This is a genomic window from Micromonospora sp. NPDC049151, from assembly GCF_040648395.1.
Classification (GTDB): domain Bacteria; phylum Actinomycetota; class Actinomycetes; order Mycobacteriales; family Micromonosporaceae; genus Micromonospora.
Window position 1 is genome coordinate 112581 of record NZ_JBEZDP010000017.1, and the last position, 21180, is coordinate 133760.

Here is a 21180-nt window from a genome sequence, read left to right on the forward strand (position 1 = left end):
ATGCGAGGCGTGCTGGGCCGGAGGCGAGGCGAGGCCGGACGCGGGCCTCGGTCAGCGGCGGCGCGGGCGACGGCGGGGACGGGTCGCCTGAGCGGGGTGCGCGGCGGCGGGCGCGGTGATGGTCACCGGCACGCCGGACGGCTCCCGGGCGCCGGTGAGCCGGCTCAGCTCGCTGTCGCCGGCGCGTACCCGCGTGGTCTTGGGGTTGATGCCCGCGGTGCTCATCAGCCGGGCGACGTCGCGGCGCTGGTCCGGCAGGACGAGCGTGACCACGGTGCCGGACTCGCCGGCCCGCGCGGTCCGGCCGCCCCGGTGCAGGTAGTCCTTGGCCTCGGTGGGCGGGTCGGCGTTGACGACCAGGTCCAGCCCGTCGACGTGGATGCCCCGGGCCGCCACGTCCGTCGCCACCAGCGCGGTGACCTGGCCGGTGCGGAACTGCTCCAGGATGCGGGTGCGCTGCGGCTGCGACTTGCCGCCGTGCAGCGCCGCCGCGCGTACGCCCTTGGCGAGCAGCTGACGGGCCACCCGGTCGGCGCGGTGCTTGGTGGCGATGAACACGATGGTGCGGCCCTCGCGGGCGGCGATGTGCGCCAGCGCGGCCGGCTTGTCCTCCGCCTCCAGGTGCAGCACGTGGTGCGTCATCGCGGTGACGGTGGCGGTGCCCGGGTCGACGGAGTGCGTCACCGGGTCGGTCAGGAACCGGCGGACCAGCCGGTCCACGCCCCCGTCCAGGGTGGCGGAGAAGAGCATCCGCTGGCCGCCCGGCGCGACCTGCTCCAGCAACTTCGTCACCTGCGGCAGGAAGCCCATGTCGGCCATCTGGTCCGCCTCGTCCAGCACGGTGATGGCCACCTGGTCCAAGCGGGCGTCGCCCCTGTCGATCAGGTCGTGCAGCCGGCCCGGCGTGGCGACCAGCACCTCGGCGCCGGCGCGCAGCGCGGCGGCCTGCCGGCCCAGCGAGAGCCCGCCGACCACAGTGGCGCAGCGCAGGCCGAGCACGGCGGCGTACGGGGCGAGCGCGTCGGTGACCTGCGCGGCCAGTTCACGGGTGGGTACGAGCACCAGCGCGAGCGGGCGGCCCGCTCGGGCCCGGCGGCCGGCCGTACGGTGCAGCAGCGGCAGCCCGAACGCGAGCGTCTTGCCGGAGCCGGTACGCCCCCGGCCGAGCACATCCCGGCCGGCCAGCGAGTCCGGGATCGTGGCCGTCTGGATCGGGAACGGCGCGGAGATGCCCTGCGCGGCCAGCTCGGAGATGAGCGCCGGAGCCAGACCGGTGGCGGCGAACGTGGGCAGGGTCGTGGTCATGCGGAAAGCCTTCCTCGAGGCGGCACGTGTCGAGGAAGGGCGCCGGGTTGCGGCGCGTCACCGGCGTCACCGGTGGTCACAAGCACGAACCGAAGGGACGGGCCGGCCCGGCAGAGGCGGGCCGGCCCGTGCACCGCGCCCGACCGGGCGCGGTGGTGGTGCCGGTTGATCCGAAGATCAGAGCGGGCGGATGTTCTCCGCCTGCGGGCCCTTCTGGCCCTGGGTCACCTCGAACTCGACCCGCTGGTTCTCGTCCAGGCTCCGGTAGCCGGAGGTCTGGATCGCCGAGAAGTGGGCGAAGACGTCGGCGCCGCCGTCGTCCGGGGTGATGAAGCCAAAGCCCTTGTCAGCGTTGAACCACTTGACGGTGCCAATTGCCATGTGTTTCGTCTCCTTGACGGAACGGTCGGCCCGCACGTGTTGCGGGCCGGAGAGGAGCACCCCGCGCGTGGAATACGCGGCGTGCCTGTCGCTGCTGGTCGCCCCGCCCGGAGAACTCCGGACACAACAAAGAGCGCCTGGGGCCACAATCCGCCAGGCGCACACAGAGTCTCTGGAAACCAAAACTGCAACCCAGACAACGTATCACGGATTCGTGCGCTGCGGGAGATCCCCCGGGATTTCCGGCACGGCGGCCACCAGACCGGCCAGTCCCTCCGCGTCGAGCAGGTCGGCCGGGCGGACGGTGGCGGAGTCCCGCACGTAGTGGAACGCCGCGCCCACCCGGTCCACCGGCACCCCGGCCAGCTCCGCCCAGGCCAGCCGGTAGACAGCCAGCTGCACCGCCGCCGCGTCGGCCTCCCGGCCGGACGGCTGCCGCCCGGTCTTCCAGTCGACCACGTCGTAGCGCCCGCCCGGGCGGGCGAACACGGCGTCCATCCGGCCCCGCACCACCACTCCGGCGATGACAGTGGCGAACGGCACCTCCACCTCCACCGGCACCCGGTCGGCCCACTCGCTGGCCAGGAAGCGCTCCTGCAACTCGACAAGCGCCTCGTCCGGCGCCGCGTCCTCGTCCGCCGCGCCGGGCAGCTCGTCCACGTCGAGCAGCCGGTCCGCGCCGAAGCGCTGCTCCAGCCAGGCGTGGAACGCGGTGCCGCGCCGGGCGTACGGGTTGGGCTCGGTCGGCATCGGGCGGCGCAGCGTCCGGGCCAGCGCCTCCGGGTCGCGGCGCAACGCCACAAGCTGGGTCACCGAGAGCTGGCCGGGTAGTTCGACCTCGACCGCCTCGGCCTGCCGGGCCAGCTCCGCCCGCTCGGCGAGCAGCAGATCGGCCTCCCGCCGCCAGCGGACCACCTCGGCGTCCGCCCCGGCCGGCGCGAGCACTGCCGCCTCGCGGCGGGCCGCCTCCGGGTCGGCCAGGTACCGGCGGACCAGCGCCGCCGCCTCGGTCAGCGCGGGCCGGCGGGCGCCGAGCGGGTCGGCCGGCCACTCGGCCCGCAGCATGGTCTCGGTGGTCGGGTTCACCGCGTCCCCGGCCGGCTCGGGCGTCCACGCGTCCACCACGTGCCCGTCCGGTTCGGCCAGGCAGGCGTCGTGCACCTCACGCAGGAACACCGACGGGCCGCGGAACCGCTTGGTCCCCTCCCCCCACCAGTAGCCGGAGCAGAGCAGCAGCCGGCGGGGGCGGGTCACCGCCACGTACGCCAGGCGGCGCTCCTCCCGCTCGTCGTGCGCCCGCCAGGCGTCGGTGAACTCGGTGAGCGCCCGGGCCACGCCGCGCTGGTCCTCCGCCTCGGGCAGGGCCAGCTCGGGCAGCCCGTCCGCGTCGCCGCGCAGCGGGAACGGCAGCACGCCCAGCCCGCCCAGCCAGTGATCGGAGTTACGGACCGGCCCCGGCCAGCCGCCCCGGGTCATCCCGGCCACCGCCACCACGTCCCACTCCAGGCCCTTCGCGGCGTGCGCGGTGAGCACCTGCACCGCGCCGGCCACCACCTCGACCTCGCCCGGCGCCAGCCCGCGCTCCTCGTCCTCGGCTGCGGCCAGGTAGGCGAGGAAACCGGCGAGCGTGGCGCCGGGGGTCTCGCCGCTGAACCGGGCCGCCACGTCGCCGAGCGCGTCCAGGTGGGCGCGGGCCAGCCCGGCGTCGCCCGCGCCGTCCCGGCCGGCCCGGACCGCCACCTCGACGTCGAGCCCGATGGTCCGCTCGATGTCCGCGATCAGCTCCGGCAGCGACTGGTCCAGCCGGTAGCGCAGCAGCGCCAGCTCCATCCCGTACGAGCGCAGCCGCGCGTAGCCCTCGGCCGAGTACGCCTGCGCCGGGCCCAGGTCGGCCAGCGCCTCGACGAGCGTCGCCTCGTCCAGCGCGTCCACGGTGATCTCCGGGCCCTCGTCGCCGGTCAGCTCCCGGCGGCTGCGGGCGATCGCACGGGCCCGGCGGTGCAGGGCGACCAGGTCACGCGGGCCGATCCGCCAGCGCGCGCCGGTCAGCAGCCGCAGCAGCGCCGCCCCGTCGGTCGGGTCGGCGAGCACGCGCAGCGTGCACACCACGTCCCGTACCTCGGGGGTGTCCAGCAGCCCACCCAGGCCGACCACGTCGACAGGCAGCCCGCGGGCGCGCAACGCCGCCTCGATCGCCGGGATCTGGCTGCGCAGCCGCACCAGCACCGCGGTGGTCGGCCGCCGGTCGGCGGGGATGTGCTCGGGCAGCGCACCCGACATCCCGGCCGCCCCCCGCCAGGCCGCCAGCACGCTGTCCGCGATCCAGTCGGCCTCGTCGGCGTACGTCTCCAGCAGCGCGCAGTGCACGGTGCCGCCGGCCTGCCCGCCGGGGGTGCGGTGCGGGATCGGATCGCGGACGCTGAGCGCGGCGTGCAGTTCCGGCACCCGCGCGCCGGCCGCCCGCAGCGGCACCGAGAGCGTGTTCGCCACGCCGAGGATCTCCGGCCGGTTGCGCCAGCTCGTGGTGAGGCTGAGCACGTCGGCGGGGCTGCCGTCGGTGCGGGCGAACTCGGCCGGGAACCGGTCGAGCGTGCCCGCGCTGGCACCGCGCCAGCCGTAGATGGACTGGCACGGGTCGCCCACGGCGGTGACCGGGTGGCCGCCACCGAACAGCGCGTTGAGCAGCACCACCTGGGCGTGGCTGGTGTCCTGGTACTCGTCGAGCAGCACCACCCGGAACCGGTCCCGCTCGATCACACCGACGCCGGGATGGTCGCGGGCCACCCGGGCCGCGCGGGCGAGCTGATCGGCGAAGTCCATCGCCTCGAAGTCGTCCTTGCGCCGGGCGTACGAGCGCACCAGCGGCAGCAGCTTCAGACGGGTCCGCTGGAGCTGGAGCGCCTTGCGCACGTCGGCGTAGACCCGGCCGGGCCGGGACTGCACGTCGGCGAAGAACCGGCCGGTCCAGGCGGCCAGCTCGTCCGGGTCGACCAGGTGCTCGTCCAGCTCACCGGCGAGCGCCAGCACTGCGTCGGTGATGGTCGACGGCATCCGGTCCACCTCGGACATGTCGCCGTCGTAGTTGCGCACCAGCAGGTCCACGAGCTGCCAGCGGGACGCCTCGGTGAGCAGCCGGGTGGTCGGCTCGTACCCGGCCCGCAGCCCGTGCTCGGTGACGATCCGCCCGGCGTACGAGTGGTACGTCGACACGGTCGGCTCGCCCGCCAGCGGGTCGTCGTGCGGGTCCCGCCCCTGCCGGCCGAGCCGCCGGATGAGCTGGTCGAGGCGGGTCCGGACCCGGTGCGCCAGCTCGCCGGCCGCCTTGCGGGTGAAGGTCAGGCCGAGGATGTGCTCCGGGCGTACGTAGGAGTTGGCGACCAGCCACACCACCCGCGCGGCCATCGTCTCGGTCTTGCCCGAGCCGGCGCCCGCGACCACCAGCAGCGGCTCCACCGGCGCGGCGATGACCGCGGCCTGCTCCCGGGTGGGCGCGGGCAGCCGCAGCAGCCGGGCCAGCTCGACCGGCGTGTAGCGGGGCCCGGCGTCGGCGGTACGCGGCGCGGGCGTGGCGGAGGCGCCGAACAGCGCCGGCTGGACAGTCATGAGTTCTCCGGTGGTGGCTCGACCACCTGGCGGCCCTGGCCGGAGACCGGGCAGCTGGTGCGGACCGGGCAGACCCGGCACTTGGAGTTGGCCACGGCGGCGAAAGTCGAGGCGGCCATCGTGTCCGCGGTACGGCGCACCAGCGCGGTGGCCCAACCGGCCTCCGGGCCCTCCCCGGCCGCCGCCTGGGTCTGCTCCTTGGCATCCCGCGCGCCGGTGCCGAGCTGCACCAGCGCGGCCCCGCCCGGCTCCTCGCCGAACTCGGCGAACCCGCCCGCCTCCACCGCCGCCTGGTACGCACCGAGCTGCGGATGCTCGGCCACCTCCCGCTCGGTGACCGCCGTCGACTTGCCGGTCTTCAGGTCGATCACCACGAGCCGCCCCTCCGCGTCGACCTCCAGCCGGTCGACCCGGCCGGTCAGCTCGATCGGACGGGACGGGTCGTCGAGGCGGACCGCGAACTCGTGCTCGATCGCGAGCAGCCGTCGCGGGTTGCCGGCCAGCCAGCGCAGCAGCTTGTCCACCATCGCCTCGGCGCGCTGCCGCTCCGGCCCGGCCATCCACCGGGCGGCCAGCTCGATCGCGTCGAACCGCGCGGCCACGTACTCCAGCAACGCCTCCCGGTCGACGCTCGCGTCCTCCGCGAGCATGGCGGCGGCGTGCACCAGGTTGCCGACGCCCTGCGCGGCGCTCGCCGGCCCGCTGCCGCCGTGCCGTTCCAGCAGCCACCGCAGGCTGCACCGCAGCGCGCTCTCCATCGCCGACGGGGTGACCCGCACCGGCTCGCCCTCGTCGACGAGCGGCCGGTCGTCGGACAGGCCGCGCAACCCCCACCAGTCGTCCGGGTGCGCGCCGGGCACCCCGGCGGCGGCCAGCCGCGCCAGCTCACCCGCCGCCGCGTGCCGCCGGGTGATCGGCGTCGCCGGCTCGGTGACCGCGGTACGCAGCTCCGCCACCAGCGCGGACAGGGTGAGCCCGCGCGGCGGCAGGGTGACCGGGAGCGCGGCGGGCGGCCCGTCCTGCGGGTGCTCGTCCCCGTGCGGCACCGGCCCGTCGGCGGCTCGTCCGCGCGCGGCCTGGCCGGTCGGAGCTGGCCGGTTCCGGGCCGGACCATCCGGCGCGGCCTGCTGCGGACTCGGGCCGGTCGAGGCCGGGCCGTCCGGGTTCGGGCCGGTCGGGTTCGGGCCGGTCGGGGCCGGGCCGGTCGGGGCCGGGCCGGTCGGGGCCGGACCGGTCGGGGCCGGACCGGTCGGGGCCGGGCCGGTCGGGGCCGGGCCGGTTCCGCCGGTGGCGGGCGGATCGGCGGCGGCCAGTTCGTACAGGAAACGGCTCGGCTGCTCCTCGTGGTCGTCGCCGCCGACCGCGGCGGACGCGACGGCGGTCACCACTAGCCGCCGCCGCGCCCGGCTGACAGCGACATGGAACAGCCGCCGCTCCTCGTCCAGCAGCGCTGAGGTCTGCCCGACCAGGCTGGCCCGCAGCCCGGCGCCGTCGGCACGGCCGGCGAGCACGTCGACGAGCCGCTCCGAGCCGAGCAGGCTGCCGCGCAGGCGCAGGTCCGGCCAGACGCCCTCCTGCACCCCTGCGACCGCGACCAGATCCCACTCCAGGCCCTTGGCGGCGTGCGCGGTCAGCAGGCGTACCGCGTCGCCCCGGTCGGCGGCGGCGGCGAGCGTGTCGGCGGGCAGCTCCTGCCCGAGGACGTGGTCGAGGAACACCTCGGTACGCGCCCCGGGCAACCGGTCGGTGAACCGGGCCGCCGCGTCGAAGAGCACGAGCACCGCGTCCAGGTCCCGGTCGGCGGCCTCGGCCCGCCAGCGTTGGGCGGTCTCCTGCTCGCCGGAGGCCGCCCGCCCCCTGGTGATGACCCCGGCCCAGCGTTCGGCCAGCCCGCTCTCCCGCCACACCGCCCAGAGCACGTCCTCGACAGTGGCGCCGGGCCTCCCGGCCGTCTCCCGGGCGGTCGCGAGCAGGTGCGCCACCGCCTGCGCGGGCGCGGCCCAGCGACGTTCGATGGCGGCCAGCTCGGCCGGGTCCCGCAGCGCCTCCACCAGCAGCTCGCCGGAGGGGCGGCGGTCACCGCCGGCCAGCGCCAGCGCCCGCAACCCCTGGCGCAGCCGCCGCTCGGCCAGCGGGTCGGCCCCGCCCAGCGGCGAGTGCAGCAACGCGACAGCCGCCTCCTCGTCCAGCCGGTCGGGTTCGAGCGCGCAGCGCAGCAGGAGCAGCAGCGGAGCCACCGCCGGCTGGAGGTGCAGCGGCAGGTCCTCGCCGTGCACGACGGTCGGCACGCCGGCCGTGTGCAGGGCACGCCGCAACGAGGGCAGCTGCCGGCCGGTGGAGCGGACCAGCACCGCCATCCGGGACCAGGGCACGCCGTCGAGCAGGTGCGCCTCGCGCAACGCGTGGGCCAGCCACGCCGACTCGCTGGTGGCGGACCGGAACGTCCGCACCTCCACCGTCCCGGCCGGAGCGCCGGGCAGCGGACGCAGCCGCCGGTGCGCCGCCGGGCCGCGCAGCCGCCGGGCCAGCCGGGCGGTGGCGGCGAGCAGTTCCGGCCCGGCCCGGTACGAGGTGGTGAGCGTGACCTGAGCGGCGGGCGCGCCGGAGGCGGTGCGGAAGCGGTGCGGGAACGTGGTGACGCCCGCCGGGTCGGCGCCGCGGAACGCGTACGTGGACGAGTCCGGGTCGGCGAACGCGACAAGTGCCCGCCCGCCTCCGGCCACCACGGCGAGCAGGTCGAGCTGGGCTGGGTCGGTGTCGGCCAGCTCGTCGACGTACACGTGGGACAGGCGGCGGCGCTCGGCGGCGAGCAGCTCGGGATCGTCGAGCAGCATGCCGGTGGCGGCGCGCACCAGCTCCGCCGGGTCGTACGCCACCGAACCCCTGTTGCTCACGTCACGCAGGGCGAGCACGGCGACGTACTCCCGCAGGAAGCGCGCGGCGGCCGGCCAGTCGGCGCGGCCCAGCCTCTCGCCCAGCCGGGCCAGCTCGACCGGGCCGACGCCGCGCTCCGCGGCACGCATCAGCAGGTCGCGGAGCTGCTGGGCGAACGCCCGGGTACGCAGCGCGGGACGCATGTCCTCCGGCCAGCCGACCGGGTCGTCGCCGGGTTCCTCACCCACCACGTCGAGCAGTTCCCGGATGATCAGATCCTGCTCGGGGCCGGTGAGCAGCCGGGGCGAGGGCTCACCGCGTTCGGCCGCCGCCCGGCGCAGCAGCCCGAACGCGTACGCCGGGAACGTGCGCACCAGCGGCTCACGGATCACGCGGTGTCCGCCCCCGGCGATCCGCGCCTCGATCCGGCGGCGCAGCTCGGTGGCTCCGCGCCGGCCGAAGGTGAGCACGAGGATCCGCTCCGGGTCGACGCCCTCGGCCACCCGGGCGGCCACCGCCTCGACGAGCGTCGTCGTCTTGCCGGTGCCGGGACCGCCCACGACGAGCATCGGCCCGGCCGTGTGCGCGACCACCTCGGCCTGCACCGGGTCGGCCCGGCGCACACCGCTCAGGCCCTGCCCGGCTCCGGCCTCCTGGGTCTCCTCGTGTGTCGCGGGAGTCGTGGCGTCGGCGGCTGCGGGCGACGGGATGGTCTCCGGGTGCGCGGCATCGCCCGCCGACCCCCCGGATCGCGGCTCCGCATCGGCCGGCCCGCCGGGCCGACCCACCCCCTGCCCCGCCCCGGCGTCGTGGGTGACCCCCGCCTCCGCGCCGCCGGGCCGGCGCACCAACCGGTACGCCTGCATCACCGACATCCCACCACGCCGGTACGACACCCGGAAACCGACGTCCACCCCGCGCGCCGCAGCTCATCCGCGTGACGCGACTACGGCACCTGCTGGTTCCCGCTCGGCGGACACGGAGGCGTCGGATGCCGAGGCGGCGCCGCGCCTACGCGAGCCGGCCCCTCATCCAGAATCCGAGAAAAGCTGTCCGATTCCCGAGATTGCAATAGATCTTGGCAGGAAAGTGCCCCCATAGGGGCCATTTGCTGCTACCAAGATCTCCCGGCGGGGCCGCGCGCGGCGCGGCGGGCGGCGCGGGGCGGGGCGGCGAACGCGAGGGTTAAGTCAGGCGGGCGTCGACGAGGTCGAGGGCGGCGGGGACGCTGTCGGCGACCATCAGCAGGTCCAGCGCGGCCGGCTTGAGGAACTGCTGCTCGCCGAGCCCGCGGATCCAGTCGAGCAGCGGCCGGTAGAAGCCGTCCACGTCGACGATCACCATCGGCTTGGCGTGCAGGGCCAGGGTGGCGGTGGTCCAGACCTCGAACAGCTCGTCGAGCGTGCCGAGGCCGCCGGGCAGCGCGACGAACGCGTCGGACTTCTCGTCCATCAGCGTCTTGCGGCTGGCCAGGCTGTCGGTGACCAGCAGTTCGTCCGAGTCCAGGTCGGCGACCTCCAGGTCGACCAGGGACTGCGGGATGACGCCGACGGTGCGGCCGCCGGCCGCCCGGGCGCCCTGCACCACGGCACCCATCATGCCGACGCAGCCGCCGCCGCTGACCAGCGTGTGCCCGCGCCGGGCCAGTTCCGCGCCGGTCTCGGTGGCGAGTGCCAGCCAGCGGGCGTCGAGGGTACGGGAGGACGCGCAGAAGACACAGACGTTGGCCACGGGTCAGCTCCGTCCCGCCGGGCCCTCGGGGGCGGCCTCGGCGGCGGCGCGCTGGTCGGCGGCCGCCCGGGCGACCGCCTCCTCGCGGACGGCCTCCTGTTCGGCGGAGAGCACGGCCTCGGCCTCCACGATGTGCCGGACCGCCTCGTTGACGTCGTCGGTGAGCCGGATCAGGTCGAGGTCGGCCGGGCCGATCTTGCCCTCGGCGGCCATGGTTGCGCGCAGCCAGTCGAGCAGGCCCCGCCAGTAGTCGGTGCCCATCAGCACGACCGGGAAGCGGGTCACCTTGCCGGTCTGCACCAGGGTGAGCGCCTCGAACAGCTCGTCCAGCGTGCCGAAGCCGCCGGGCAGCACCACGAACGCCTGGGCGTACTTGACGAACATGGTCTTGCGGGCGAAGAAGTAGCGGAAGTCGATGGCCAGGTCGACCCAGTCGTTGAGGCCCTGTTCGAACGGCAGCTCGATGCCGAGCCCGACGGAGAGACCGCCGGCCTCACCGGCGCCCCGGTTGGCGGCCTCCATCACACCGGGACCACCGCCGGTGATCACCGCGTAGCCGGCCCGGGCCAGGGCGCCGCCCAGTTCCTCGGCCATCCGGCACTCCGGGCTGTCCGGCTTGCTGCGGGCGGAACCGAAGACGCTCACCGCCGGGGGCAGGTCGGCGAGGGTGTCGAAGCCCTCGACGAACTCGGAGAGGATCCGCAGCGCGCGCCAGGCGTCCTTGGTCTTCCAGTCGCTGCGGCCCCGGGAGTCGAGGAGCCGCTGGTCGGCCGTACTCGTCGGAATCGCCCGGTTGCGCAGCGTGACCGCGCCGCGGTGCCGTTCCGCCCGGTGCTGCTCCCCCCGCTGGCCGTGCTCGGCCGGCATTTCCCTGCTCTCGCCCATGGAGCCACCGTAGTAGAGCGGCACCGGCGCGGCGCGCAGGCCCGGTAGCCGGAGAAATCTTTGGGATCCGGGCAACTAATTCGGTCGCACGGACGTCTTACTATTCACATACCCGGTATACCCCGGGCGACGCGCCTTCGGGGGAGGAGCCAGCGTTGATCAGTAACAGCGAGATGATCCGGATCCGCCGTCAGATGCAGCGGCGGATCCGCGACGTGGTGGCCGAGCGCCGCCGCGCCCGGATGATGGAGACCCACCGGTCCGACCTGACCGGCGAGACAGGCGAGGCGGACGCACCCCTGACGACGACCGTCTGACGATCCCGGGGGCCCGCACGGTGGGAGCGGGCCCCGGGGTCGCAGCGCGTCAGGCCGGGGCCAGCCAGCGGTGCAGCGTCGCCGCACCGTCCCGGATCTTGGTCAGTTCGACGTGCTCGTCCTTGTGGTGCGCGAGGTTCGGGTCGCCGGGGCCGAAGTTCAGCGCCGGGATGCCCATGGCCGCGAAGCGCGCCACGTCCGTCCAGCCCAGCTTGCCGATCGGCGCGGCGCCGACCGCCGCCAGGAACTCCTGCGCCGCCGGGCTGTCCAGCCCGGGCGGCGCGCCGGCCGCCGCGTCGGTGACCGTCAGCTCGAAGCCGGCGAAGACCTCGCGCAGGTGCGCCTCGGCGCCGGCCGGGTCGCGGTCCGGGGCGTACCGGTAGTTGATCTCGATGTCGCAGCGGTCGGGGATGACGTTGCCGGCCACCCCGCCGGTGATCCGTACCGCGTTGAGGCCCTCGCGGTAGTCGCAGCCCTCGATGGTCACCCGGCGGGCCTCGTACGTGGTCAGCCGCCGCAGCACCTCGCTCGCGCCGTGGATGGCGTTCACCCCGTGCCAGGAGCGCGCCGCGTGGGCCCGCTCGCCGTGCGTGGTGACCACCGCCCGCATGGTGCCCTGGCAGCCCGCCTCGACGATCCCGTACGTCGGCTCCAGCAGCACCGCGAAGTCGGCCTCCAGCCACTCGGGGTGGCTCTGCGCGACCAGGGTGAGGCCGTTGTACTTCGACTCGATCTCCTCGGCCTCGTAGAAGAAGTACGTGACGTCGTAGCGCGGGTCGGGCAGCGTGACCGCCAGGTGCAGGGCGAAGGCCACCCCGGACTTCATGTCGGACGTGCCGCAGCCGTACATCAGGTCGCCGCGCATGGTGGAGGGGAAGTTGCCGTTGAGCGGGACGGTGTCCAGGTGGCCCGCGAGCACCACGCGCTGCGCCCGCCCGAGGTCGGTACGGGCCATGACGGTGTTCGAGTGCCGGTAGGTGGTCAGGTGCGGCACACCGCGCAGCACCTCCTCGACGCAGTCGGCGATCGCCTTCTCGTTGAGGGATACCGACTCGATGTCGACCAGGGCGCGGGTCAGCGCCACCGGATCGGCCAGGACCTCGGGGGTCAACGGGTTCTGCATGTCTCGCACGGTACCGTCATCCTCGGTGGGCGCGAGGGACACGTGCCGCGCCCCCGGCCGCGAGCAGCGGCGGACGCCGCCGCCGGAGCAGAGAGGTGACACAGTGACGTCCGCACCATCCGCCTGGGGCATCGGCCTGGCCACCGTCACCGCACAGGACCAGGTGCTCGACACCTGGTACCCGACCGGCAAGCTGGGTCTGGGCGAGCTGCCGCTGGTGCCCGGCGAGGACCGGGCCGACGTGCTCGACCTGCCCCCGGGCGCGGTCGGCGAGCGGGCGCTGCCCGGCCTGCGCACCGTCGAGGTGACCACGCTGATCGGCTCGCTGGACGACCCGATCAAGGACGCCGCCGACGCGTACCTGCGGTTGCACCTGCTCTCCCACCGCCTGGTGCGACCAAACGAGCTGAACCTCGACGGCATCTTCGGCAAGCTGGCGAACGTGGCCTGGACGTCGGCCGGGCCGTGCCCGCCGGAGCGGGTGGACGAGCTGCGCGTCATCGAGCGCGCCGCCGGCCGCCACCTGTCCGTGTACGGGGTGGACAAGTTCCCCCGGATGACCGACTACGTGGTGCCGTCGGGAGTGCGGATCGCCGACGCGGACCGGGTGCGGCTGGGCGCGTACCTGTCCTCCGGCACGACAGTGATGCACGAGGGCTTCGTCAACTACAACGCCGGCACGCTCGGCACCTCGATGGTCGAGGGCCGCATCGTGCAGGGCGTGGTGGTCGGCGACGGCTCCGACATCGGCGGTGGCGCCTCGATCATGGGCACGCTCTCCGGCGGCGGCACGGAGCGGGTGCGCATCGGTGAGCGCAGCCTGGTCGGCGCGAACGCCGGTGTCGGCATCACGCTCGGCGACGACTGCGTGGTGGAGGCCGGCTGCTACATCACCGCCGCCTCGAAGATCACCCTGCCGGACGGCCGGGTGGTGAAGGCCCGCGAGCTGTCCGGTGTCGACGGGCTGCTGTTCTGGCGCAACTCGGTGACCGGCGCGCTGGAGGCGAAGCCCCGCACCGGCCAGGGCATCACGCTCAACGCCGCGCTGCACGCCAACGACTGAGCCGTACCCCCGTCCGGGTCCGCGCGCACCGCGCGGACCCGGACGGCCGGCTCACCGCAGGCGGTACGCCTGGATGATCCGCTGGGTCACGGTGTTGCCGGCGTCGTCCCGGGCGGTGGCCCGCAGCGACGCGTACCCCGGGCCGGCCGGGTGCCGGACGGTGGCCGTCCACGCCCCGCCCTGCTTCTTCAGCGCCGCCTTGCGCCAGGTCTTCCCGCCGTCGTACGAGACGTCGACGGTGAGCGCGACGACCCGGCCGGACGGCGCGCCGGGCTGGCGCCGCACCGTCACCGGCACGGTGAACGTCCGGCCCGCCGGTGCGGAGCTGTCCACCGCCAGCGGTGGGGCGAACCGGACCGCCATGGCCGGCAGCCGGGCCGGCACGTCACCCGGAACCCGCTTGGAGCGGAACGTCCAGCTCGCCGAGACCTCGGTGCTCAGGTCGGTGAAGCCCCGCTTCGCGACGGCCTCCAGCCGGTAGTTCGCCGCGCCCGGCGGCACTGTGAACTCGCCGTACCCCGGGTAGGGCGACTCGGCGAACAGCTTGCCGTTGCGGTAGAGCCGGGTCTGCTCGGTGTCGTTGAGCGAAACGCCCGGGTGCCCGGCCGCGTCGCTGTACACCGGCAGCGAGACCACCATCAGATCGCCGGTACGGGTGATGCCCTCCTCCGGCCAGCGCGGCTGCGGGAACGACGGGCCGAACGGTGCCTTGTTCCACTCGTCGCGGTAGGTGTGCCCGGCCCGGTAGCGGGTCGGCACTCGTTCCAGCACCGCCCTCGGCTCCAGCCAGCCCTCCTCGTCCCGCTCCCCGAAGGCCAGCTCGGCGCTCCAGCGGGTCCGGACGGTGCTGAGGTGGTCGATCCGCTTGCTCGGCACCTGGACCGGCAGCACGATCGCCGAGCCGCCCATGTTGTAGTCGGGCTCCGGGTACACGACCAGTTCGTTCTCCATCCCGGTGTAGCCGGCGGCGAACCGGTTGGTGACAACAGCCAGTTCGGCCGGCCGGTAGTGCCGGACGAAGCCGGTCGGGAAGCGGCCCGGGAACAGGTCGTTCAGGCCGTAGAAGTACGGGCTGCGCTCAGGCGCTGTCGGCTCGACCCACTGACTGGCGAGCGAGCCGACGAAGACCTTGTCGGAGACGGTGCGGCCGAGCTGGGCCGAGTAGAGCCCTTCGAACCTGTCGGCCCAGAGCCCGAAGGTGGCGTAGTAGTCGCCGAAGTTCCACGCCGCCGTGAGGTCGATCAGCAGTGGCGCCGCGCCGCGCTGCGGCACCGTGGTGCGGATCGGCTTCGCCCGCCGGGCGTCCAGCGTGAGCCGCTGGTTGCCCGCCACCACCAGTTCCGGCTGGGCGAGGAAGGTGGCCTCCGAGCCCTGGTCACCGTCGCCGAAGATCAGGCTCTGCACGCCGTACCGGCCCTTCGGCACCCGGATCCGAGGCTCGCCGTCGACGTCGTACACGTCGCGGTAGCTGCCGTCGTCGAGCCCGAGCAGGCTGGTGTAGTAGCCGCCGGACAGAGCGCCGGAGCGGTCGCGGTGTGTCACGGTCAGGTCGTAGCTCTCCACCTCGCGGTCCACCGCGAGCGGGGTCACCGCCACCGCGTCGCCCGCGCGGGCGACCAGGCGGCCGGTCCAGTAGCCGTCGGCGCCGCCGAGCCGGGTGTCCACCACCACCGTCACCTGGGCGCTGCCGCCCGCCGGGACGGTGAGCCGGGAGGCGCTGAGGGTGAGCATGCCGGCCGGCGCGGACCGCCCGCCCGGACCGGTGAAATCGGTGCTCAGGTCCAGCGTGATCGGGGCGTCTCCGCCGTTGCGGTAGGTGACCGTCCGGCTGATCGGCTGGTCGTCGGCGTGCGGCCAGGCCGCCACGCCGAACGAGACGGACGCCGGTTCGCTCGTCACCTGCTGGGTGATCGCGCGGGCGAGGTCGACCCGGCCCGCGCCCTGCTGGAACGCGGTCTGTTCCGGGTGCGGCTTCGCCGAGGCCATCAGCGTCGCCTTGTAGCGGGCCGGCGTCCAGCCGGGGTGCTGCTGGGCGAGCAACGCGACCGCGCCGGCCACGTGCGGTGCGGCCATCGACGTGCCGGACAGCGAGGCGTACCGGTCCCCCACCGGGTCACCGATCTGCCCGTTCGCGGCCCGCGCGGCCACGATCTCCACGCCCGGCGCGGTGATGTCCGGCTTGATCGCCCCGTCGCCGACCCGGGGGCCGCGGCTGGAGAAGTCGGCGAGCGCGTCGTCCCGGTCCACCGCGCCGACCGCGAGCGCGGCGTCGGCGGTGGCCGGCGAGCCGACCGAACCGTCGGCGCCGTCGTTGCCGGCGGAGATCACGAAGAGCGTCCCGTGCTGCTCGGTGAGCGTCCCGACCGCCTGCTCCAGCGGGTCCACCTCGGGGGTGTCGCCGCCGGTGAGGCTCATGTTGACCACTGTGGCGTGCTGCTCGGCCGCGGCCCACTGCATGCCGGCCAGGATGGCCGACTCGGTGCAGCCGTAGACCTCGCAGACCTTTCCGGACAGCAGCGTGGCGTCCGGCGCGACGCCCCGGTACTTCCCGCCGGAGGCGGCGCCGCTGCCGGCGATGGTCGAGGCGACGTGCGTGCCGTGACCGACGATGTCGTCCGGGTCCGCCTCCTCGGTGAAGTTGCGTGACTCGGCGACCTTGCCGGCCAGGTCGGGATGGGTCAGGTCGACGCCGGTGTCGAGCACCGCGACCCGCACGCCCTTGCCGGTCCAGCCGGCCGCCCAGGCGGCCGGTGCGCCGATCTGCGGCACGCTGCGGTCGAGCGCCACCCGCCGCCGGCCGTCGAGCCAGATCCGGTCGACACCCCCCGCCGCGTCGAGCCGGGCACCGGAGCCGTCCGCGCTCACCGCCTTCCAGAGCGCGCCGGTGTCGTGCTTGTCGGCGGTGACCGCCGCGCCGCCGATCACCGGCAGGTCGCGGGTCACCCGGGCGCCGGCGAGCGGAGCCGCCGTCCGCCGGGCCACCCCCGGCCGGTACGACACGAGCAGCGGTACGGTGTCGCGGCGCGCGTCGTCGTAGCCGGCCTCGATCAGCCCGGTGACGTCGAACAGCCGCCCGTCCAGCCGGCCGGAGCGGACCAGCCCGAGCGCGTCCTGCGGCAGCACGGTCAGGTGGTCGCGGTCGCGGCGGACCAGGAACTCGACGCCGGTACGGCCGGGGCCGGGGCGTACCGCGGCACGGCCACCGGCGGCGACAGTCACCTTGTCTCCGGTGATCAGGGTGACGGTGACCGGTCGGGCACCGGCCGGCGCGGACGGGCCGGTACGGGCGGCCGGGCTGGTCGGCGCGGCGGCCAGCGCGGGCACCGGCAGGCCGAGCGCCAGCGTCAGGCCGAGGCCGAACGCCGTCAGCTTTCTGCGGTTTCGGGGCAACCTTCCTCCTTCGTCAGGGCGTTTCATCGATAAGAGGCACATCGACACGGGTATCAGGATTGCATACCGCGTATGCATCAGGAAGTAACTGATCCGCCCGAACCGCTACCGCGCCGCCGGGCGGGCCGGGACGATCAGGCGATGACCTCCATGAAGGACCGGATGCTGGCCGGCGAACGGTACATCGCCGACGATCCCGCGATCATCGCCGACCTGGAGCGCGCGGCACAGCTCAGCGAGCGTTTCAACAGCAGTTCCGCCGACGACCCGGCGGGCCGCCTCGCCGCCCTGCGCGAGCTGCTCGGCTCACTCGGCGACGACGCGTGGATCCGGCCGCCGCTGTACTGCGACTACGGCTACCAGACCCACATCGGCCCGCGTACCTTCGTGAACTTCAACGCGGTCTTCCTCGACGTCGCCCGGATCAGCATCGGCGCGGACGTCCAGATCGGACCGAACGTGCAACTGCTCACCGCCACCCACCCGGTGGAACCGGAGGCGCGCCGGGCCAAATGGGAGTCGGCCCTGCCGATCACCATCGGCGACAACGTCTGGCTCGGCGGCGGGGTGATCGTGCTGGCCGGGGTGGCGATCGGCGAGAACACGGTGGTCGGCGCCGGCGCGGTGGTGACGCGCGACCTGCCGCCCGGCGTCGTGGCGGTTGGCAACCCGGCCCGCCCGGTGCGGAGCGTTCACGAATCCTCGTGAGCCGGCCGCGCCCCGCGTCACCGCGGCGGGTCGGCCAGGCGTACCACCAGGTCGGCGTGCCCGGCCGTGCCGGCGACCAGCCGGGCGTTCTCCTCGTCGCTGCCCAGCGCCCAGGCGCGCGCCTGCTCCGGCGACTTCCCGTACGCCTCGTGGCGCGCGGTGAGCCGGCGCAGCCGCTCCCGCGCGTCCAGGTCGAGGAACCAGATCTGGTGCAGGAGGGTGCGCACCTCCTCCCACGGGTCGTCCCGCAGCAGCAGGTAGTTGCCCTCGGTCACCACCAGGCGCACCTCGGGCGGCACCTCGATCGCCCCGGCGACCGGCTCCTCCAGGTCGCGGCGGAACTCCGGCGCCCACACCGACGTCGGTTCCAGCCGGCGCAACCGGCGCAGCACGGAGACGAAGCCGTTGACGTCGAACGTGTCCGGCGCGCCCTTGCGCCCCGCCCGGCCCAGCCGTGCCAGCGCGGGCCCGGCCAGGTGGAACCCGTCCATCGGGACCAGCCGGGCGACCGGGCCGAGCGCGGCCACGATCCCTTCCGCCAGGGTGGACTTGCCCGCCCCGGGTGCCCCGGCGATGCCGAGCAGCTGACGCGGGCCGTCCTCGGCCAGGGCCCGCGCCCGGACGACCAGCTCGTCGAGCCCGAGCACCTCCGCCGCCGGCATCAGCCCAGCACCGGCTCGCTGATGGTGAACCGCGCCTCGACCGCCGCCTGCACCGGCTGCGGCGCCGGGTCCAGCTCCAGTTCGCGCTCCGGCTCGCCGGAGCGCGAGTATGCCGCCCCGACCATCATCATCGGCGACCCGGCGCTCATCCCGGTGTCGGACAGCTCGCGCAACGCGATCACCTGGGCACCGAGCGCCTCGGCGTACTCCCGGGCCCGGACCAGCGCGTCGGCGATGGCGGCCCGCCGCGCCTCCCGGTAGGCAGGGCTGTCCGGACGCAGCGACCACACCGGCCCGGCCACCTCGACCTGCTCCTGGTCGGCCAGGCGGAGCATCAGGTCACCGAGCGCGGTGAAGTCGGTGGTCGTCACGGTGGTGCTCACGCTGCCCTGGTAGGCCACCACCCGCTCGCCGGCGCGCTTCGTCACCGGCCAGACGTGGACCTGGCCGGTCTCCCGGCGCCCCACCACGGGCCCGGCCGCGTCGAGCAACGCGCGCACCGCGGCGGCCCGTTCGGCCAGCCGGGTCAGCGTGGTCTCCCGGTCCCGGTCCCGCACCACCGCCGTCACAGTGAACCGGGCCAGCTCGGGAGCCACCTCCCGGTACGCCTCACCGCGTACCGCCACGACCGGTGCGTCCGCCATGCCGCTCAGCCTAACGGCGGGGCGGCCGGCAGGTGCGCCGTGTAGGTGACCGCGCCGGCCGTCTCCCGCACCTCGCTCAGGTGGCCGCCCGCCGCGCCCAGCTCCCGCAGGTACGCCAGCTCGCCCGCGTGGTCGGCGGTGGCCGGGAACTCCCGCCGGTGCGGGGTGAACGAGCGTGCCCGCAGCGTGGCGCGGACGTCGCGCCCCTCGGCGAACCGGTCGGCCAGCGCACCGGCGTCGCCGCCGCGCAGCGCCTCGGTCAGCTCGTTCAGGAACGCGCCGAGCGCGTCCAGTTCGGCGAGCACGCGGTCGCGGTTGCCGAGCAGCATGTTCGCGGTCCGCTCCGGTGGTCCACCGGCGACCCGGGTGCCGTCGGAGAAGCTGCCGGCGGCCAGCGTCAGCACCGCGTCCCGCAGCGCCGACCGGTGCACGGTGCCGGCCAGCGCACCGGCCAGCACGTGCGGTACGTGCGAGGCGAGCGCGGCGGCCCCGTCGTGCTCCGGGGCGGACATCGGCACCACCCGGGCGTGGAAGACGTCCACCAGCAGCGTCGCCAGCCGCCGGAACGCGGCCAGGCCGGTCGGCCCCGGGCAGAGCACCCAGGCGGCGCCGTCGAGCAGGTCCGCGCTGGCCGCGCCCGCTCCGGCCCGGTCCGCGCCGGCCATCGGATGACCCGGCACGCACCGGTGCCCGAGCCCTTGCACTGTGGCGGCGGTGCTGACCTCGGCCTTGACGCTGCCCACGTCGGTGAGCACGCACCCGTCGTCGGTCACGGCGGCGACCCGGGCCAGCATCGTCGGCAGCGTGGGCAGCGGGCCGCAGAGGAACACCACGTCTCGTCCGGTGACCGTCTCCTCGACCGTGTCGGGTGCCGCCACGCCCCGGTCGCGTACCTGCCGGCGGGCGGCCGGATCCGGATCCCATCCGGTGACGTCGAGCCCGGCCGCGCGCAGCCGCAGCAGCACCGAACCGCCGATCAGCCCGGTGCCGACCACCGCCGCCCGCGCCAGCCCGCCCGCCACGTCACGACCCGGCGAGCCGTCCGGCCACCGCGTCGACGTGCTCGTCGGACTCGGTGAGCGCCACCCGGACGTGCCGGGCGCCGGCCGGGCCGTAGAAGACGCCCGCGGCCACCAGGATGCCCCGGCGGGCCAGCCAGTCCACGGTCTCCCAGCAGTCCTCGTCGCGGGTCAGCCAGAGGTAGAGCCCGGCCTCGGAGTGCTCGACGGTGAAGCCGGCGGCCGTGAAGGCCTCGCGCAGCTTCTCCCGCCGGACGCGGTAGCGCTCCCGCTGGGCGTCGGCGTGCTCCTGGTCGCCGAGCGCGGCCACCATGGCCGCCTGCACCGGGGCCGGAACGATCAGGCCCGCGTGCTTGCGGATCTTGAGCAGCTCGGCCACCAGCGCCGGGTCACCGGCGACGAACCCGGCCCGGTAGCCGGCCAGGTTCGAGCGCTTGGACAGCGAGTGCACCGCCAGCACGCCGTCGTACGAGCCGCCGCACACCTCGGGTGAGAGCACCGAGACGGGCTCGGCGTCCCAGCCCAGCGGCAGGTAGCACTCGTCGCTGGCGACCACCGCCCCGCGCTCGCGCGCCCACTCGACCACCTTGCGCAGGTGGGCGGCGGGCAGCACCCGGCCGGTCGGGTTGCCGGGCGAGTTGACCCAGACCAGGCGGACCCGGGGATCCGGGCCCAGCGCCGTCAGCGAGTCGGTGCGGACCGTCGTCGCGCCGGCCAGCCGAGCCCCGTCCTCGTAGGTCGGGTAGGCCACCGACGGCACCACCACCACGTCACCGGGGCCGAGCCCGAGCAGCGTGGGCAGCCAGGCCACCAGCTCCTTGGAGCCGATCGTGGGCAGCACGCCCAGGCCGTCCACGCCCGCGCCGCAGGCCCGCGCGACCCAGGCCGCGATCGCGTTGCGCAGTGCGGGCGTACCGGCGGTCAGCGGGTAGCCCGGCGCGTTCGACGCGTCGGCCAGGGCCCGGCGGATCAGCTCCGGCACCGGGTCGACCGGCGTGCCCATCGACAGGTTGATGAGACCGTCCGGATGCGCCGCGGCCGTGGCGGCCGCGGCGTCCAGCGTGTCCCAGGTGAAGTCGGGCAGCCGAGCCGAGACCGGCGTACGCCGGTTCAGTGGCCCTCGCCGCGCGGCGGCTGCGCGGCGACGAAGGTGGCGTCCTTCTCCACCTTGCCGATCTTCGAGGCGCCACCGGGCGAGCCCAGCTCCTCGAAGAACTCGTAGTTCGCCCCGGTGTAGTCCTTCCACTGCTCCGGGACGTCGTCCTCGTAGAAGATCGCTTCCACCGGGCAGACCGGCTCGCAGGCACCACAGTCGACGCACTCGTCGGGGTGGATGTAGAGCATCCGGTTGCCCTCGTAGATGCAGTCGACCGGGCACTCCTCGATGCATGCCTTGTCGAGCACATCCACGCACGGCTCGGCGATGATGTAGGTCACCGGTCTTCTCCTCCGCAAGACTCGTCGCGATCAACCGC

At 74.9% G+C, this 21180-nt stretch carries 16 protein-coding genes; 3 read left to right on the forward strand and 13 right to left on the reverse strand.

The window, feature by feature from the left end:
* Positions 1 to 51 precede the first annotated feature (51 nt).
* The 6 genes from AB0B20_RS20300 to AB0B20_RS20325 form a co-directional block, all read right to left on the reverse strand.
* A complete protein-coding gene (locus tag AB0B20_RS20300; RefSeq protein ID WP_357472433.1) occupies positions 52 to 1305 on the reverse strand; it encodes a DEAD/DEAH box helicase in 1254 nt (417 codons plus the stop codon).
* Between the two features lie 177 nt (positions 1306 to 1482).
* Positions 1483 to 1686 (reverse strand): cold-shock protein, encoded by a 204-nt coding sequence (locus AB0B20_RS20305; protein WP_013288421.1) that lies wholly within the window; start codon positions 1684 to 1686, stop codon positions 1483 to 1485.
* A 204-nt stretch (positions 1687 to 1890) separates the two neighbouring features.
* Complete coding sequence (locus AB0B20_RS20310; RefSeq protein ID WP_357472436.1) at positions 1891 to 5289, reverse strand: UvrD-helicase domain-containing protein; 3399 nt, start codon at positions 5287 to 5289, stop codon at positions 1891 to 1893.
* Positions 5286 to 9029 carry a PD-(D/E)XK nuclease family protein gene (locus AB0B20_RS20315; RefSeq protein WP_357472460.1) on the reverse strand — a complete coding sequence of 1248 codons (3744 nt, stop codon included), beginning with the start codon at positions 9027 to 9029 and terminating at the stop codon, positions 5286 to 5288. The genes AB0B20_RS20310 and AB0B20_RS20315 overlap by 4 nt, the downstream gene beginning before the upstream one ends.
* A 319-nt stretch (positions 9030 to 9348) precedes the next feature.
* Complete coding sequence (locus AB0B20_RS20320; RefSeq protein ID WP_281579811.1) at positions 9349 to 9894, reverse strand: TIGR00730 family Rossman fold protein; 546 nt, start codon at positions 9892 to 9894, stop codon at positions 9349 to 9351.
* A gap of 3 nt (positions 9895 to 9897) precedes the next feature.
* Positions 9898 to 10761 carry a TIGR00730 family Rossman fold protein gene (locus tag AB0B20_RS20325; RefSeq protein WP_357383917.1) on the reverse strand — a complete coding sequence of 288 codons (864 nt, stop codon included), beginning with the start codon at positions 10759 to 10761 and terminating at the stop codon, positions 9898 to 9900.
* Positions 10762 to 10934: 173 nt separating this feature from the next.
* On the opposite strand from AB0B20_RS20325, the gene AB0B20_RS20330 reads away from it, so the two are divergent.
* Positions 10935 to 11096: a hypothetical protein gene (locus AB0B20_RS20330; protein ID WP_181726661.1), complete on the forward strand. Its 162-nt coding sequence runs from the start codon at positions 10935 to 10937 to the stop codon at positions 11094 to 11096.
* Positions 11097 to 11145: 49 nt separating this feature from the next.
* On the opposite strand, the gene dapE is transcribed toward AB0B20_RS20330, so the two are convergent.
* Positions 11146 to 12219 (reverse strand): succinyl-diaminopimelate desuccinylase, encoded by a 1074-nt coding sequence (gene dapE, locus AB0B20_RS20335; protein ID WP_357472439.1) that lies wholly within the window; start codon positions 12217 to 12219, stop codon positions 11146 to 11148.
* Positions 12220 to 12322: 103 nt separating this feature from the next.
* On the opposite strand from dapE, the gene dapD reads away from it, so the two are divergent.
* Positions 12323 to 13282, forward strand: a complete 960-nt coding sequence (gene dapD / locus AB0B20_RS20340; protein ID WP_357383611.1) for a 2,3,4,5-tetrahydropyridine-2,6-dicarboxylate N-succinyltransferase — start codon at positions 12323 to 12325, stop codon at positions 13280 to 13282.
* A 51-nt stretch (positions 13283 to 13333) separates the two neighbouring features.
* On the opposite strand, the gene AB0B20_RS20345 is transcribed toward dapD, so the two are convergent.
* The gene (locus tag AB0B20_RS20345) at positions 13334 to 16672 is read right to left on the reverse strand and encodes a S8 family serine peptidase (protein WP_357472443.1); all 3339 of its coding nucleotides are present in this window, start codon (positions 16670 to 16672) and stop codon (positions 13334 to 13336) included.
* A 141-nt stretch (positions 16673 to 16813) separates the two neighbouring features.
* Here AB0B20_RS20345 and AB0B20_RS20350 point away from each other — a divergent pair, with 141 nt between their 5' ends.
* Positions 16814 to 17380, forward strand: coding sequence for a sugar O-acetyltransferase (locus tag AB0B20_RS20350; protein WP_357383607.1), 567 nt, complete (start codon positions 16814 to 16816; stop codon positions 17378 to 17380).
* 17 nt (positions 17381 to 17397) lie between these two features.
* Here AB0B20_RS20350 and AB0B20_RS20355 read toward each other — a convergent pair whose 3' ends face one another.
* The 5 genes from AB0B20_RS20355 to fdxA are packed head-to-tail and all read right to left on the reverse strand — an operon-like array spanning position 17398 to position 21142.
* Complete coding sequence (locus tag AB0B20_RS20355) at positions 17398 to 18042, reverse strand: nucleoside/nucleotide kinase family protein (protein ID WP_357383605.1); 645 nt, start codon at positions 18040 to 18042, stop codon at positions 17398 to 17400.
* Positions 18042 to 18686 (reverse strand): SIMPL domain-containing protein, encoded by a 645-nt coding sequence (locus AB0B20_RS20360; RefSeq protein WP_357383603.1) that lies wholly within the window; start codon positions 18684 to 18686, stop codon positions 18042 to 18044. Before AB0B20_RS20360 ends, AB0B20_RS20355 begins: the two co-directional genes overlap by 1 nt.
* Positions 18687 to 18691: 5 nt before the next feature.
* A complete protein-coding gene (locus AB0B20_RS20365) occupies positions 18692 to 19708 on the reverse strand; it encodes a prephenate dehydrogenase/arogenate dehydrogenase family protein (RefSeq protein WP_357383601.1) in 1017 nt (338 codons plus the stop codon).
* Between the two features lies 1 nt (position 19709).
* Positions 19710 to 20819 carry a succinyldiaminopimelate transaminase gene (gene dapC, locus AB0B20_RS20370; RefSeq protein WP_357383915.1) on the reverse strand — a complete coding sequence of 370 codons (1110 nt, stop codon included), beginning with the start codon at positions 20817 to 20819 and terminating at the stop codon, positions 19710 to 19712.
* Entirely contained in the window at positions 20816 to 21142 is a 327-nt protein-coding gene (gene fdxA, locus AB0B20_RS20375; RefSeq protein WP_091422126.1) for a ferredoxin, read from the reverse strand. Before fdxA ends, dapC begins: the two co-directional genes overlap by 4 nt.
* Between the last annotated feature and the right edge of the window lie 38 nt (positions 21143 to 21180).